The sequence below is a fragment of the Alteribacillus sp. JSM 102045 genome (genome assembly GCF_041949975.1).
Lineage (GTDB): Bacteria > Bacillota > Bacilli > Bacillales > Marinococcaceae > Alteribacillus.
Genome location: NZ_JBHFQG010000004.1, coordinates 26,470 through 41,946 on the forward strand (window position 1 = coordinate 26,470; position 15,477 = coordinate 41,946).

Below are 15,477 nucleotides of genomic sequence, written 5' to 3' on the forward strand. Positions count from 1 at the left end.
CCTCCTCTGCTTGGTTACATATTTTTGATAAGCTCATCGCCAAATTCGGAACATTTAACTTCTGTAGCTCCATCCATCAAACGAGCAAAGTCATAAGTTACTACTTTGCTGCCGATCGTTTTGTCCATAGATTGAAGAACAAGTTCAGCTGCTTCATTCCAGCCAAGATGACGAAGCATTAATTCTCCAGAGAGAATAACAGAGGAAGGATTCACTTTATCTAACCCAGCGTACTTCGGAGCAGTACCATGAGTTGCTTCAAAAATAGCGTGTCCGGACTCATAGTTGATGTTTGCCCCTGGTGCAATCCCGATACCGCCAACTTGAGCTGCAAGCGCATCCGAAACATAGTCGCCGTTCAGGTTCATTGTAGCTACTACATCAAACTCTTTTGGACGAGTCAAAATTTGCTGCAAGAAAATGTCTGCAATAGCATCTTTAATGATAATCTTGCCTTCATCTTCTGCTTTCTGCTGTGCTGCATTCGCTGCATCTTTGCCTTCTTTTTCTACAATTTCATCGTATTGGTTCCATGTAAATACTTTATCTCCGTATTCACGCTCTGCTAATTCATAGCCCCAAGCTTTAAAAGCACCTTCTGTAAATTTCATGATATTTCCTTTGTGAACCAAGGTTACACTTTTACGACCTTCTTGCAATGCGTATTCAATGGCAGCACGTACGAGACGTTCTGTACCTTGTTTCGAAACAGGTTTAATTCCGATACCCGATGTTTCAGGGAAACGGATATTTGTTGCTCCCATTTCATTTTGAAGGAAATCAATCACTTTTTTAACATCGTCTGTACCTTCTTTGTATTCAATTCCTGCATAGATGTCTTCTGTGTTTTCACGGAAAATAGCCATGTTCACATCTTCCGGACGTTTAACCGGGGAAGGTACGCCTGTGAAGTGACGAACCGGGCGAAGACAAGTAAACAAGTCAAGCTTTTGGCGCAGCGCCACGTTTAAAGAACGAATACCTCCGCCGATTGGAGTAGTCAAAGGCCCTTTAATGGCGATTAAATATTCGCGGATTGTTTCTAGAGATTCATCAGGTAGCCACTCACCTGTGTTATTGTAAGCTTTCTCCCCTACAAGGATTTCCTTCCAATGAATTTTCTTTTTTCCATTATATGCTTTTTCAACAGCTGCATCTAATACTTTGTTGGCTGCAGCCCAAATGTCCGGTCCAATTCCATCACCTTCAATATAAGGAATCACTGGTTCATCTGGTACGTTTAATACTCCATTGCTTGTTGTAATCTTTTCTCCGTTAGCCATTACTAAAAACCTCCTGCTAAGTGATATTTACAAAAGCTCTGCTTAACGTCGGCTTAATTGATGTAAAGCCTGTGTTTTTTGTTATGTCATATACAATTATTACCTACTGCTGGATTTATCTTTCATCCACAGGGATATACTTTTGTTTATCCGGGCCAACGTATTCTGCACGAGGACGAATCAAGCGGTTGTCACTATACTGTTCAAGTATATGAGCAAGCCATCCAGACACTCGGCTGGTAGCGAAAATTGGGGTGAATAGATCATGATCTATTCCAAGACTGTGATAGACAGAAGCAGAATAAAAATCTACGTTTGGAAGCAGACCTTTTTCGCCAACAACCATTTCTTCTATTTTCACAGACATATCATACCACTTTGATTCCCCGGTTATTTTCGTAAGCTTCTCCGACATATCGCGCAAATGTTTTGCCCGCGGATCCCCTTGTTTGTATACCCGGTGGCCGAATCCCATAATCTTCTCTTTATTATCAAGAGCTTTGCGAATGTATGGCTCTACATTCTCAACTTCTCCTATTTCAGATAGAGTAGCCATAACTCTTTCATTAGCACCGCCATGTAAAGGACCTTTTAAAGCTCCAATTGCAGCAGTGATACCAGAATAGATGTCAGAAAGAGTTGCTACACAGACGCGTGCGGTAAAAGTTGAAGCGTTAAGCTCATGGTCTGCGTGAAGAACGAGAGCTTTATTAAAAGCTGTTTCTGACGTTTCATCCGGCTCTTCACCATTTAGCATATACAAAAAGTTTGCTGCAAAACTTAAATCTTTTTTAGGAGCTACCGGTTCTTTGCCTTCACGAATACGGCTGAATCCCGTAACAATCGCAGGGATTTTAGCTTGCAATCGGACAGCTTTTTGTTTGTTCGCCTCTTCGTTCATCTCATCAGCATGTTCATCATACAATGCCAATTGTGACACAGCAGTCCGCAGTGCTGCCATAGGATGCACCTTTTCAACAGGATACGCTTTCATGTAATCAAAAATTTCTTTCGGCACTTCCATGTTTGCTGCTAAGTCTTTTGTCAATTCATCAAGTTCACTTCTTTTTGGAAGACGGCCGTTCCAAAGTAAATAAATAACTTCTTCAAAAGATGCGTTCTCGGCCAGATCATCGATGTTATAGCCTTGATACGTTAAGACGTCATCAATGATGGAACTGACACTAGAGGACGTTGCCACTACACCTTCAAGACCACGAGTTGTGCTCATACCAACCTCTCCTTTTACCAGAAAATGTGATTTTCTAATCATCCGAAAATCGAAAATGCTTACATTTCCGCGTCAAAACAGTCCATAATTCCATATGCATTTATAAGTAGAATGCTCAGTCTGTTGCAAGCATACGGAACCGCATACTTAAAACGGATTGTCTCTTTTTTAACAGTACTGTTCCATACGCGTTTCTTCCGTAAGCTATGTAGGAAGGAATTTTGAAGCCCTTTTCATTATAAACACTTTTTACACTTTTGTGAACTTAGAACTTGATATTTAGCTTTTTCACAAAAATTATATTACTTCTATTATTCAGATAAAATTATGAAGGCTGGAGGATTTCATCCCTCAGCCGCCGGCGGAAGAAAACATCTCCGCTGCTTTCATTGCCGCATAAGCAATACCGGCTCCAATTAAAGGGCCTACCGCTACACCATTAAAAAGAGCTACTGCAAGAATGGTCCCAATAACAAGGGCAGCAGTAATATGCGGATCATTTTGAAGCAGCACTACTCCGCCTTTTGCAATCAGAGCCACAAATATCCCGGAAGCAAGAGCAATCCAGGCATAATAGGATTTGACTGCTTCTCCAAGTTGTTTAAAACCAATCTCTCCTGTTACAATTGGCACTAAAACAGAAATAGTAAGAATCGTGACGGCAATAGGTATTCCTTTCATCTGCATAAACGGAAATACTTTGTCGCCAAGTCCCACCCATTTTATGAATAATAGAATGAGAACAGCGATTACCAAGGACTGGTTTTTGCCCAGGACTCCGATCGCAAGCAAAATGAGCATAAAAATCGATGCCTGCGATATCAAATTAGTCCATCCTTCCACATAGTCTTCGTATACATCCTATCATAAATAAACACAATCTGTCATGTAACAACAGACTATCTAGTTTACTTTCTTCGGTAATATACGATATTGCCATTTTGTATTAACTTCGCAAAAATCTTTTGTAGTAATGCTTTAATCATACCTCTTGTATACGGGATAAGAAGGAAGAAGCCAATCGCATCAGTGATAAATCCAGGTGTTAAAAGAACGGCTCCTCCAATTAAAATACATATCCCATCCAGCACAAGACCTCCGGGAACTTCTCCATTTTGCATTTGAACCTGCGCTGTTCTGATCGTATGAAGCCCCTCTCTTTTTGCAAGCCATGCCCCTAAGATCCCAGTTAATATAATGAGCAGTATTGTTGGCCAAATGCCAATCGTGTTGCCGGAAAGTATTAATATACCAATTTCCAGTGCCGGGACGACTATTAACAGCAATACGAACCATTTTCCCATGGAGTGCCCCTCCTCAGTTATGCAAACAAAAGCTGCTCCGTACTAAAATCGGAACAGCTTTTTAATCTTTTTATAGTACGCTTGCATGCCCGCGATATAGGTCACCGCGAGAACCATCTACTGTTATTTCTTCTCCGTCTTCAAATAAGTCAATTGCTTCTTTTACTCCCACTACTACAGGAATGCCAAGGTTTAAACCTACAACTGCAGCGTGAGACGTTAACCCGCCTTCTTCTGTAATAACAGCTGCTGCTTTTTCAAAAGCCGGAATCATATCTTTATCCGTGCTGTATGTGACGAGAATTTTACCTTCTTCCATTTTTTCATTTGCTTCTTCTGCGGAACGGGCGATCACTACTCGTCCTGCGGCAGTTTTTCGTCCTATACCTTGTCCCTTGCCAATAACTTCACCAATGACATGCACCTTCATAATATTAGTTGTTCCTGTTTCTCCTACAGGAACACCTGCAGTAATTACTACTAAATCACCATGCTGGACAAGTTCAGCTTTTAATGATTCTCTTACTGTAATATCAAGCATTTCGTCAGTAGTCTGAGCTGCAGTACCTAGAAGAGGAGTTACCCCCCAAACTAAAGATAACTTCCGAAGCACTTTCTCATTGCTGGTCACAGCAATAATTGGTGATTCTGGCCGGTACTTTGACACTATTTTTGCAGTATAGCCGCTCTCTGTTGCTGTCAATATAGCTGATGCATCCAGGTTATGTGCTGTATGAGAAACGGATTGACTGATAGAATTTGTTATTGATTTACTGCTTTCTTTTGTGCGCTGACTTAAAATATTTTCATATTTTAAAGCTGATTCAGCTTTTTTAGCAATATTGCTCATCGTCTGGACAGCTTCTACAGGGTAGTCTCCAGCAGCTGTTTCTCCTGAAAGCATAATCGCATCTGTACCATCAAATATGGCGTTAGCTACATCGCTTGCTTCCGCTCTTGTCGGACGGGGGTTGCGCTGCATGGAATCCAGCATTTGAGTCGCTGTGATTACTGGCTTAGCCAATGTATTACATTTTTTTATGAGATTTTTTTGAGCAAGCGGAACTTCTTCCGGCGGAATTTCCACACCGAGATCTCCACGTGCTACCATCAAGCCATCTGATACTTCTAAAATCTCTTCAATATTTTCAATGCCTTCCTGATTTTCAATTTTAGGGATGATTTGAATGTCTTCTGCCTGATGTTTTTCAAGCAGTTCTCTAATTTCGAGCACGTCTGAGGTGCGTCTTACAAAAGAAGCAGCAATAAAGTCCACTTCCTGTTTTATACCAAATTCAATATCTGCGGCATCTTTGTCAGTAATGCCTGGAAGGTTTACTTTAACGTTTGGTAAATTAACACCTTTTTTGTTTTTAAGCTCTCCATTATTTAATACTTTCGTTTTAACATCTTTGCCGATAATCTCGAGCACTTCAAGTTCAATTAATCCATCGTCAAGCAGAATTTTATTTCCGGGCTCTAAATCTTCTGCAAGCCCGGGATAAGTAACAGAAATCTTTTCTGGTGTCCCTTCCACTTCCTCAGACGAAATGAGCAGCTCCTGGCCTTTTTCAAGGTTTATTGCTCCGCCTTGCATGGAATGGGTTCGAATTTCCGGGCCTTTTGTATCTAGAAGGATAGCAACCGTTTTTCCTATTTCTTTTGCTGTTTTCCTGATGGTATCAATGCGTGCTTTATGCTCTTCATAATCACCATGGGAAAAATTAAGGCGGGCAACATTCATGCCGGCTTCCATTAATTGCTTTAACGTTTCAGGTGATTCACTTGCTGGTCCGATGGTACAGACAATTTTCGTTTTTCTCATTATGGTCCTCCTCTTCTAATCATCACTTTGATTATTGTATCACACAGTCTCTCCTACTTAGGCATTATTATATCGACAGCTCTTGAGAAAGCTTATACATATCTTTATCAATTTCATGTGTCTCAGAAAGGGCTTCGGAGATGTTTTTATGAACGACTTTATTATTTCTAATACCAACCATGCAGCCTTGTTCCCCTTGTAATAAAAGTTCCACTGCATTTGCTCCAAGACGGCTTGCAAGCACACGGTCATAAGCAGTTGGAGATCCGCCGCGCTGAATATGGCCAAGTACCGTCACCCGTGTTTCTAAATTGGTTTCTTCTTTAATTTTTTGACCGAATTCCGGCCCGCTGCCAACACCCTCAGCCACAATAATGATACTGTGTTTTTTCCCTCTTTCATGACCTCGTTTTAATCTGCTTACAATATCCTCCATATGATGCTCTTCTTCAGGGATAATGATCGTTTCTGCTCCATCAGCTAGTCCTGCCCATAGTGCTAAGTCACCGGCATCTCTTCCCATTACTTCAATGACATAGGTGCGCTCATGAGAAGTCGCTGTATCGCGGATTTTATCGATCGCGTTAATGACCGTGTTGAGAGCAGTATCAAAACCAATCGTATAATCTGTTCCAGGGATATCATTATCAATCGTTCCTGGAATACCAATGGTAGGGTATCCAAGCTCCGTTAGTTTTTCTGCTCCGCGGAAAGACCCATCTCCTCCAATAACGACAAGTCCTTCAATTCCAAGAGCATTTAAATTATCTACTGCTTTTTGTCTGCCTTCAGGCGTTTTAAACTCCTCGCAGCGAGCAGTATAAAGCTTCGTTCCTCCCCGGTGGATAATATCACCGACATCCCCTATTTCAAGCTTGTCAATCTCATTATTAATTAATCCCGCATAGCCGTATTTCACCCCATATACTTCCACTCCGTGAAAAATTGCTTTACGAACAACCGCTCTAATGGCGGCATTCATGCCGGGAGAATCGCCTCCACTCGTTAATACACCAATTTTTTTCATGGTTTATTCACTCCTTTTTTCATAGTTAAGCTCTTTTTTACTCATTACATTAAATCATTTACACACTATTTCTTGCAAAATTTCTTGAAAAAAATTATTGAAGAAACCTAATAAAGCAAAGAAAAAATGCTTTCCGACACACTCAGAAAGCACTAATTCTCTCTTTCACCAGTGGCAACGCTTTCACCGGTTACTTCACCTATCTGTTTGTATTTTTCGTAACGTTCAGCAATTAATTCATCTGCTGAGAACTCTTGGAGAGTATGTAAAGAACGCTCCAATACTTCGTCCATATAAGCAGCCTGCTGAATTAAATCTTTGTGAGCACCGCCCTTAACTTCCTTTATCATTTCGTCAATAACTCCAAGCTCTTTTAAGTCGGGTGCTGTAATACGCATTGTTTCAGCTGCTTGTTTTGCATAACCAGCATCCTTCCAGAGCAAGGCTGCTGCTCCTTCTGGAGAAATAACCGAATACGTTGAGTTTTCAAGCATATGAATATAATTGCCAACCCCAAGAGCAAGAGCTCCCCCGCTGCCTCCTTCACCGATCACGATACTAATGATAGGCACCCGAAGACCGGCCATTTCTAATAAATTGCGGGCAATGGCTTCGCTTTGGCCCCGCTCTTCTGCTGCTTTGCCGGGGTATGCCCCCTTTGTGTCAATAAAACAGATAACTGGACGGGAAAACTTTTCTGCTTGCTTCATCAGCCTTAAAGCTTTTCGATAACCTTCCGGATGAGGCATACCAAAGTTGCGGCGGATATTTTCCTTCGTATCTTTTCCACGCTGATGACCAATAATTGTTACCGGCTGGCCTTTGTATTTTGCAATTCCTCCGACTATCGCCTCATCATCACCATAAAGCCTGTCACCGTGCATTTCTAAAAAATCATCGAACAGCTGATTAATATAGTCTAATGTAGCAGGTCGTTCTCCGTGCCTTGCTATTTGTACACGCTGCCACGGAGTAAGGTTTCCATAGATATCTTCTTCAAGTTGTCTCAGGCGGTCTTCGAGGTTTGTAATCTCGCCGCTTAAATCTATGTCTTTTTCCTCTGTAAATGATTTTAATTCGTTGATTTTTTCACGAAGTTCTATTACAGGCTTTTCAAAGGGTAAATAGCTATGCAACGATTGTCACCTCCTTACTGCTGCTGATAACCGTGTATATCAAGTATCGAAACAAGGGTTTCTTTCATTTTATCCCTTGGGACAACCCGATCAAGCTGGCCGTGCTTTAATAAAAATTCAGCTGTCTGGAAGTCCTCCGGAAGCTCCTGACGTATGGTCTGTTCAATGATACGCCGCCCTGCAAATCCGATGAGTGCTCCTGGTTCTGCCAAGTTGTAATCACCAAGAGAAGCAAAACTTGCCGATACCCCTCCGGTTGTTGGATGGGTCATAACAGATATGAATAATAAGCCTGCTTCATCTAATTTTTTTAACGCAGCGCTGGTTTTTGCCATTTGCATGAGGCTTAACACACCCTCTTGCATACGGGCCCCGCCGGAAGCTGAAAACATAATAAAAGGCCGTTGTTTTTCTAATGCTTGTTCAATAGCACGGGCTATCTTTTCTCCTACCGCAGATCCCATACTGCCCATTCGAAATCTTTGATCCATCACTCCTATGACGACAGGACATGCTTCTATATATCCTTCACCTGTCACAACCGCCTCATTCAATTTCGTTTTTTGGCGGTCTTTTCCTAGTTTTTGTTTATACTCAGGAAAAGATAACGGATCCCCTGACGTCAGCTCAGCATCGTATTCTACAAAAGTTCCTTCCTCGCATAAGGAGTTAATTCGCTCATGAGCAGTCATCGGCAAATGATGGCCGCAGCTTATACAAACCATATCATGTTTTTTTAATTCCTTTGTATACACAATGGACTTGCATTCCGGACATTTCGTCATAACGCCTTCATTCATTTTAGCAGGCTGCTGGCGATCTGATGGAATCTTCGCGTATTTTCTTTTTTTGTTAAAAAAATCTTTTAACACGAGGACACCTTCTTTACTATCTATATATTAGAACAGAAATTAAAAGGCACTGTTTTCAAGGTGATGCTGTAAACAAACAGCTGCTTCTTTTTCTTTTCTGTTTTTTAAAGCTTCATAAATTTGTAGATGTTCTTTGTAAGAAATAACAGGTCTATTTCTGCGTCTTAAAGATTCTTCTAGTGCTGTTTTACTGTATTCTACAAGCGGAATCCATATATGGTGGAGCAAGCTGTTATGAGACATTTTCAATATAGCTTTATGAAAAAGATAATCTTCTTCTGTCGGTAATTGAGAGCTGTCTACTTTTTGTTGATACGCCTTCAGCAGTTCTTCTAAATTCAGTATTTCCTCATCACTGGCGCGTATACAGGCAAGGCGAACTGCTTCTATTTCTACAATCTTTCTTGTTTCTGCTAAGTCTTCCCGGGCTTTTTCATCTTTTAGAATAAAGGAAGCAATGATTTCAACAAGCCGGCGGCCGCCAGCCTGTTTTATGAAAGTGCCTCCTCCTCTTCTCGTTTCAATTAACTCAAGTAATTCAAGAGCCCGCAAGGCTTCACGCACAGACGAGCGACCGACTTGAAGACGATCGCTCAATTCCCGTTCAGAAGGGAGCTTGCTCCCACTTTTTAACCTATCATTATGAATGATTTGATTAATTTCTTTAATAACTTCGAGATAACGCTTTTCTTTATGTTCCATTGTTTTGTTTTCTGTATTATTCTTCATCAATAATGGATAGGCGTCTTGTTTTTTCCGCTACTTCGTCGGGATTCACCTCTTTGCGGGCTACTCCGGTTTCCATCGCTGTTTTTGCAACGGCTGCTGCGACTGCCGGAGCTACTCGTCCATCAAACGGCGCTGGGATAACGTAATCCGGTGTAAGCTCCTTTTCACTAATTAAATCAGCAATGGCATAAACGGCTGCTTTTTTCATTTCTTCATTAATAATGGTAGCATTCACTTCTAATGCTCCACGGAAAATACCAGGAAACGCCAGAACATTATTAACTTGGTTTGGAAAATCCGAACGCCCTGTCCCAATTACTTTCGCTCCTGCTTCCTTAGCATCGTCAGGCATGATTTCCGGATCAGGATTTGCCATTGCAAAAATAATAGGATCATCATTCATTGATTGAATCATTTCTTTTGTTAAAGCCCCGGCCACCGAAACACCAATAAAGACATCCGTATTGGCAATCACATCTTCTAGCTTGCCTTCCGCTCTATCTTTGTTCGTTACCTTGGCAATTTCCGCTTTTACGTCATTCATGCCGTATGTTCTGCCGTCATAGATAGCTCCTTTTGAGTCACATAAGATGACATCGCGGACTCCTAGACGCTGCAATAGTTTTATTATAGCAATTCCTGCGGATCCAGCACCATTAACAATAACTCTAATTTCAGATAAAGATTTTCCATTTACTTTTAATGCGTTAATTAAACCGGCTGCTGTTACGATCGCTGTACCGTGCTGATCATCATGGAAGACCGGAATATTTGTTTCTTTTTTCAATCTTTCTTCAATGATAAAGCAATTTGGAGCTGCGATATCTTCCAGGTTTACCCCGCCAAATGTAGGCTGCATTAATTTAACAGTTTCTACAATTCGATCCACATCAGTCGTATCGAGACAAATTGGGAAAGCATCCACTCCAGCAAAAGATTTAAATAAAACAGCTTTTCCTTCCATCACGGGAAGGGCAGCTTCAGGTCCGATATTTCCCAGTCCCAACACAGCTGTACCATCAGAGACAACAGCTACCATGTTTCCTTTCATCGTATATTCAAATACCTTCTGTTTGTCATCGAAAATAGCCTTACATGGCTCAGCCACCCCCGGAGAATAAGCAAGGCTTAAATCCCTTGCGTTTCTTACCGGGACTTTGGATTTAGATTCCAGCTTCCCTTGGTTTTCCCGATGAATATGCAAAGCTTCTTCTCTAGTCGTTGACAAAATCTCCACTCTCCTTCTTCCATGATCCGCGCGGCCCTTTAATGATTGTTTTTATTATTAAATGGTCAGACCACTGCAAAACTTATCTTATTATAACAGATGAAAATAACTTGTTCACCCTCTATGCTTCTTTTAACACAACAAATTCTTCTCCCAGTATTTTCTTTAGTTCAGTTAAACAGCGTTCCGACCCATCTGTTCGAAACCGGTCAGCTAACTGAATCACTCTGTGCTCTTTTTCATAAACCAGACATACTTGAACTCCGCCTGGATATTCCCCCAAAATTTTTTTTACTTTGTTAGCGGTTATTTTTTCGTTTTTTTGTTTTTTTATTTTCAGAAATAATATTCGTCTGGATTGAGATAACAAATCTTCTAGATTTATTATCTGGTCAGCGATAAGCTTTTTTTTATGGCTCTTTTTATCTGTACGGCCTCCAATTATTACAGGTGTTTGTTCTATCAGGATATTTCTTGTTTTTCTATAAACATCTGGGAAAATCACAACCTCTATATCTGCTGTTCCATCCGTAATAACAAGAAATGCCATGGCCTGGCCATTTTTTGTACGAACTTGTTTTATCTCCTCTACTATTCCTGCGGCCCATATTTTATGACGGGAGACAGGAAAGCTGCTGGATAATGAAACAGGCTGAAACGGGGCCATTATTTTTTTATAACGGTCCAGCGGATGCCCGCTTAAATAAAAGCCGGTAGCTTCTTTTTCTGCTTCAAAACTTTCATTTTCTGAAAATGGTTCGGTCTGTACGAAACGAAAATCATAATCGCCTTCTGCAATAAGACCGCCAAGATCTTTTTGAAATTCCGCAAATTCTATAGCTCTGTCAATGGAAGCAAGCATTTCCGCACGATGATGGCCGCAATCATCAAGAGCTCCTGCTTTGATTAAGGATTCCAGAGCCCTCCTGTTTATTGCTTTTGGATCCATCCTAACAATAAAATCAATCATACCTTGAAAAGTTCCGTTTTTTCTTTCTTCTAAAATAGAACGGACTAGATTGATGTTTACTTGTTTGATTGCAAGCAGCCCAAAATAAATGTGATTGCCTTCTGCATGAAATCCTGCTTCACTTCGCTGCACAGAAGGCGGACAGATTACTAATTCTTTCTGTTTGGCTTCTCTTAAATAAACAGCCATTTTTGCCGGACTGTTCATGTTCATTGATAACAAAGCGGCGTAAAAATAGGATGGATAGTGAGCTTTTAAATAGGCAAGCTGATAAGCAATAAAGCTGTAGGCTACTGCATGAGAGCGATTGAAACCATAGTCGGCAAATCGAACGATCAAATCATATACTTTTGAAGATTCATCCTCCGTATAACCAAGGTGTTTCGCTCCAGCTGTAAACCGTTCCCGTTCTGTTTCTAAAATGTTTCTATTTTTTTTGCTGACGGCACGCCGCAGTAAGTCTGCTTCTCCAAAAGAATAACCAGCCATCTCAGAAGCGATTTGCATGATTTGTTCTTGATAGACAATGACACCATATGTTGGAGCTAATATGTGTTTTAGTTTCTCATGCGGGTACTCCGGCTCAGAGTGCCCGTGTTTTCTTTTTGCATATACTGATATATTTTCCATCGGTCCCGGCCTGTAAAGAGCATTTACTGCAGCTATGTCTTCAAATGCAGTTGGCTTTATTTGTTGTAGAGCCTGTCTCATTCCTGCTGATTCCAGTTGAAAGACACCGGTTGTGTCGCCCTTAGAAAGCATCGTATAGGTTTTCGAGTCATCGGTTGATAATTCTCTTAAATGAATAGACGTATCTTCTTTCATTTTCACAGCACATGTTATACGTTCCAGCAGACTTAAGTTTCTCAAACCGAGAAAGTCCATCTTTAAAAGTCCAATATCCTCCAGTTCATCCATAGGATATTGAGTAAGTAAAAGTTCATCTCCTTTGTGCATAAGCGGTACATGCTCGGTTAGAGGATTTTCACTCATTACTACGCCTGCTGCATGAACAGAAGTATGACGCGGTAATCCTTCTATTTTTAAGGCCAGCTTCAGCATTGCGGCTGCCTGCGGTTCACGATGAACTAAATCTTGAAAAGACGGATCTGCTTTGTAAGCAGTTTTTAAGGTTATGCCTGATTCCTGAGGAATAAAAGAAGCTATCCGGTCAATTAAAGCTTGCGGTGCTTCCATAATACGGCCGACATCTCTAATAGCAGCGCGGGCCCCAAAAGTACCGAATGTAACAATTTGAGCTACCCGCTCTTTTCCATATTTTTCGGCTACATATTTAATGACTTCATCACGGCGGTAATCTGGAAAGTCAATATCAATATCAGGCATAGTCACTCGTTCCGGATTTAAAAAACGTTCAAATAATAAATCATGTTTTAATGGATCTACATCTGTTATTTCAAGGACGTAGGAAACCAAAGATCCTGCAGCTGACCCTCTTCCTGGCCCTACTAGTATTCCCTGGTTACGAGCATACTTCACAAAATCAGCAACGATTAAAAAGTAATCATCAAAGCCCATCCGGTGTATGACCTGAAGCTCATATTGCAAACGCTCCTTGACTTTGTCTGTTATTTCTTCATATCTATACTGTGCTCCTTGTTCACACAGCTTTTTTAATTCTTCTTCTGGCGTCCGGTTCCCGGAAAGAGGAAATTTGGGCAGCAGAGTTTGGTCAAAATCTATTATAACGTTGCATTTATCTGCAATTTCAGCCGTTTTCAAAAGTGAGGGCACATCTCCATTTAATGCTTTTTTCATAGCTGCTCCGTCTAAAAAGCTGCCAGCAAAGTTGTCCGGACGAGTTTTTATTTCTTTTAACGCACCACCTTCGGAAATAGCTTGTAATGCATGCAGCCCTTCTTTTTCTTCATCGTCTGCCATGTGAACGTTATTTCCTGCTGTAAATGGAAGGTTACATTCTTCGGATAAATGCTCCCAAACCTTTTTCACTTCAAATTCTCCAGAGACGGGCTGTTTTTCCAGATATACCTGCTCTTTACCAAAAGTCTTCATGTAATGAGTGAGGACCTTTTCTGCCAATATGAACTCGCCTTTACGTATTAAATCAGCCGCTTCACTATCTGCATAAGGCAATATAATAACACAGTCTGTTATTGCTTCTGCAGCAGCCTGGAAGCTGAGGCTTCTTTCTGTCTGTTTCATTGTTGACAACTGAAGCAGAGAACGATATCCTTTATTATTTTCAGCTAGAAAAACAATTGGATAATCGTCTTCTAATTCTATGCCTTTCATCCACAATTCCAAGCCGATAAGCGGTTTTATATTTTTTTTCATACATTGTTTGTAAAATGGAATTACCCCATGCATATTGTTCTTATCCGTAATAGCAAGAGCAGGCATTTTATATTCAGCTGCTTTGTTAACCAACGTTTGGATTCTTGCTGTACTCTCTAGCAAACTGTATTCCGTATGTACATGTAAATGGACAAACTCCATAGCAGTGTCTCCTTTTTACCTTCCGTTCTTTCCAGCATAAATGCTTTTCTTATAAGTATGAATAGCTTTTCCGATGAAAACAAGCATATAACCCATCTTCTTTTCTTATATTTAATAAGAGAAGTTGTCCTTAGTAATAGATGAAGAAGGGGGGAAGATCAGTGATCAGTCGTGAATTCGCGGGAACCCTGATTATGGACTTCTTTGTAGCATTTGGTGTTATTATCGGTGGATCTATTATAGGCGGCATGGGAGCTTTATTGATTGGTAAACCCCCGCTTTCTACCATTCATGATTTGGCTGCCAGCTTAAAGATTTGGGCACTGGTCGCTGCGATTGGCGGCACCTTTGATGCAATTACATCACTGGAACGCGGCCTTTTTTATGGTACTCATGCTGATATATATAAAACGATTGCAATGATGTGCGCAGCATTAGGAGGAGCAAATGCAGGAACACTTCTTATTCAATGGATCACTCAGGAGCAGATTTCTCCATGAGAATACCACCTTATTACCGCCGTCCAGGATGGCAGCGATTTTTTGCCGGAATAGCGATGGGAGCACTAGGCGGCTGGGCTTTTTTTCTTTTTCAATTTGGTGCCGTACATGAAGAATTGGTTATTGAAATAAATAAAAAGCGTATTCAAATTGAAAACCAAAAAGAGCAAATTGATATATTACGAAGCGAAGAAAGAAAAAGAAATGAAGAAAATGAGCAAAAATTAACCATTCAAGAAACCAAAATCAAATTTACAAATGAAAACAAACTCCGTTTAAATGAATTAGCACTATATGAATTAAAACAGCAAGTAGAAGATGAAGTAAAATTTCTTAAAAACAAAAACATTGAAAGTGTGGTAGAAGGTAAAGAGCTTATAAAAAAAGCTGTTGAAAACAAAACATATGAGGTCGGCGACCATGAGTACCGCCTTCATATAGAAGAAATGTATATATATACCAGCCTTGAGCTTCATGTAAAAATTACCCTGCCAGATTCTTAATCAAATAACTATTTTTTGAATTTTTTATAATCATACAATACAAAGCTGAAAAAATCCGGTATAATATATAAAAAGTATATCTCTTCTTATTTATAGGCAATCCTTCTTCATACAGCCATTCACTTTGAGGAGGTGCACACTAATGGATATGACAGGTAAAGAAATGGTAATGAACCGGAAAGAACTGGCTCTTCAAAAAGTAGAAAAGATTAAAGCTGGATACTCAGCTTTCGCTGAATCACAAGAAGTCACCGATATGATTAGAAAAGAACTTGATAAGCAGAATATTGACGTGTATGAAGACAAGACTGATTTGGGATCCTGGTTTATTCCAACGAATAAAAAGGAATAAGGAAGTCTCTATACGATCTAACAAGCCCCGGACTGCCCA

At 40.5% G+C, this 15,477-nt stretch carries 14 protein-coding genes; 3 read left to right on the plus strand and 11 right to left on the minus strand.

Going from position 1 to position 15,477, the window contains the following annotated elements; genetic code table 11:
• Positions 1 to 14: 14 nt before the first annotated feature.
• From icd to dnaE, 11 genes are all read right to left on the minus strand, one after another.
• Positions 15 to 1,283, minus strand: a complete 1,269-nt coding sequence (gene icd / locus ACE1TI_RS03970) for an NADP-dependent isocitrate dehydrogenase (protein ID WP_375006285.1) — start codon at positions 1,281 to 1,283, stop codon at positions 15 to 17.
• A gap of 115 nt (positions 1,284 to 1,398) precedes the next feature.
• Entirely contained in the window at positions 1,399 to 2,514 is a 1,116-nt protein-coding gene (citZ, locus tag ACE1TI_RS03975) for a citrate synthase (RefSeq protein WP_375006286.1), read from the minus strand.
• A 351-nt stretch (positions 2,515 to 2,865) separates the two neighbouring features.
• Positions 2,866 to 3,339, minus strand: a complete 474-nt coding sequence (locus ACE1TI_RS03980) for a DUF441 domain-containing protein (RefSeq protein WP_375006287.1) — start codon at positions 3,337 to 3,339, stop codon at positions 2,866 to 2,868.
• Positions 3,340 to 3,422: 83 nt separating this feature from the next.
• On the minus strand, positions 3,423 to 3,818 hold the full coding sequence (locus ACE1TI_RS03985; RefSeq protein WP_375006288.1) for an FxsA family protein: 396 nt from the start codon (positions 3,816 to 3,818) through the stop codon (positions 3,423 to 3,425).
• A 70-nt stretch (positions 3,819 to 3,888) separates the two neighbouring features.
• Complete coding sequence (pyk, locus tag ACE1TI_RS03990; RefSeq protein ID WP_375006289.1) at positions 3,889 to 5,643, minus strand: pyruvate kinase; 1,755 nt, start codon at positions 5,641 to 5,643, stop codon at positions 3,889 to 3,891.
• Positions 5,644 to 5,710: 67 nt separating this feature from the next.
• Positions 5,711 to 6,670: a 6-phosphofructokinase gene (gene pfkA, locus ACE1TI_RS03995; protein ID WP_375006290.1), complete on the minus strand. Its 960-nt coding sequence runs from the start codon at positions 6,668 to 6,670 to the stop codon at positions 5,711 to 5,713.
• A 152-nt stretch (positions 6,671 to 6,822) separates the two neighbouring features.
• Positions 6,823 to 7,806: an acetyl-CoA carboxylase carboxyl transferase subunit alpha gene (gene accA, locus ACE1TI_RS04000; protein ID WP_375006291.1), complete on the minus strand. Its 984-nt coding sequence runs from the start codon at positions 7,804 to 7,806 to the stop codon at positions 6,823 to 6,825.
• A gap of 14 nt (positions 7,807 to 7,820) precedes the next feature.
• A complete protein-coding gene (gene accD, locus ACE1TI_RS04005; protein ID WP_375006292.1) occupies positions 7,821 to 8,678 on the minus strand; it encodes an acetyl-CoA carboxylase, carboxyltransferase subunit beta in 858 nt (285 codons plus the stop codon).
• Positions 8,679 to 8,717: 39 nt separating this feature from the next.
• Positions 8,718 to 9,407, minus strand: coding sequence for a FadR/GntR family transcriptional regulator (locus ACE1TI_RS04010; protein WP_375006457.1), 690 nt, complete (start codon positions 9,405 to 9,407; stop codon positions 8,718 to 8,720).
• Positions 9,397 to 10,635: an NADP-dependent malic enzyme gene (gene ystJ, locus ACE1TI_RS04015; RefSeq protein ID WP_375006293.1), complete on the minus strand. Its 1,239-nt coding sequence runs from the start codon at positions 10,633 to 10,635 to the stop codon at positions 9,397 to 9,399. Before ystJ ends, ACE1TI_RS04010 begins: the two co-directional genes overlap by 11 nt.
• A 121-nt stretch (positions 10,636 to 10,756) precedes the next feature.
• Entirely contained in the window at positions 10,757 to 14,083 is a 3,327-nt protein-coding gene (gene dnaE / locus ACE1TI_RS04020) for a DNA polymerase III subunit alpha (RefSeq protein ID WP_375006294.1), read from the minus strand.
• Positions 14,084 to 14,223: 140 nt separating this feature from the next.
• On the opposite strand from dnaE, the gene ytrH reads away from it, so the two are divergent.
• The 3 genes from ytrH (at position 14,224) to ACE1TI_RS04035 (ending at position 15,438) form a co-directional block, all read left to right on the plus strand.
• Positions 14,224 to 14,583, plus strand: coding sequence for a sporulation membrane protein YtrH (gene ytrH, locus ACE1TI_RS04025; protein WP_375006295.1), 360 nt, complete (start codon positions 14,224 to 14,226; stop codon positions 14,581 to 14,583).
• The gene (gene ytrI, locus ACE1TI_RS04030; protein ID WP_375006296.1) at positions 14,580 to 15,086 is read left to right on the plus strand and encodes a sporulation membrane protein YtrI; all 507 of its coding nucleotides are present in this window, start codon (positions 14,580 to 14,582) and stop codon (positions 15,084 to 15,086) included. Before ytrH ends, ytrI begins: the two co-directional genes overlap by 4 nt.
• Positions 15,087 to 15,228: 142 nt before the next feature.
• Entirely contained in the window at positions 15,229 to 15,438 is a 210-nt protein-coding gene (locus ACE1TI_RS04035; RefSeq protein ID WP_375006297.1) for a YtzJ family protein, read from the plus strand.
• Positions 15,439 to 15,477 lie beyond the last annotated feature (39 nt).

Bases quoted from the DNA above. Each gene is read 5' to 3' on its own strand.
- ytrI (WP_375006296.1), top strand. From the start codon at position 14,580: ATGAGAATACCACCTTATTACCGCCGTCCAGGATGGCAGCGATTTTTT.
- citZ (WP_375006286.1), bottom strand. From the start codon at position 2,514: ATGAGCACAACTCGTGGTCTTGAAGGTGTAGTGGCAACGTCCTCTAGT.
- ACE1TI_RS03985 (WP_375006288.1), bottom strand. From the start codon at position 3,818: ATGGGAAAATGGTTCGTATTGCTGTTAATAGTCGTCCCGGCACTGGAA.
- pyk (WP_375006289.1), bottom strand. From the start codon at position 5,643: ATGAGAAAAACGAAAATTGTCTGTACCATCGGACCAGCAAGTGAATCA.
- ACE1TI_RS04035 (WP_375006297.1), top strand. From the start codon at position 15,229: ATGGATATGACAGGTAAAGAAATGGTAATGAACCGGAAAGAACTGGCT.
- pfkA (WP_375006290.1), bottom strand. From the start codon at position 6,670: ATGAAAAAAATTGGTGTATTAACGAGTGGAGGCGATTCTCCCGGCATG.
- icd (WP_375006285.1), bottom strand. From the start codon at position 1,283: ATGGCTAACGGAGAAAAGATTACAACAAGCAATGGAGTATTAAACGTA.
- ytrH (WP_375006295.1), top strand. From the start codon at position 14,224: ATGAAGAAGGGGGGAAGATCAGTGATCAGTCGTGAATTCGCGGGAACC.
- ACE1TI_RS04010 (WP_375006457.1), bottom strand. From the start codon at position 9,407: ATGAAGAATAATACAGAAAACAAAACAATGGAACATAAAGAAAAGCGT.
- dnaE (WP_375006294.1), bottom strand. From the start codon at position 14,083: ATGGAGTTTGTCCATTTACATGTACATACGGAATACAGTTTGCTAGAG.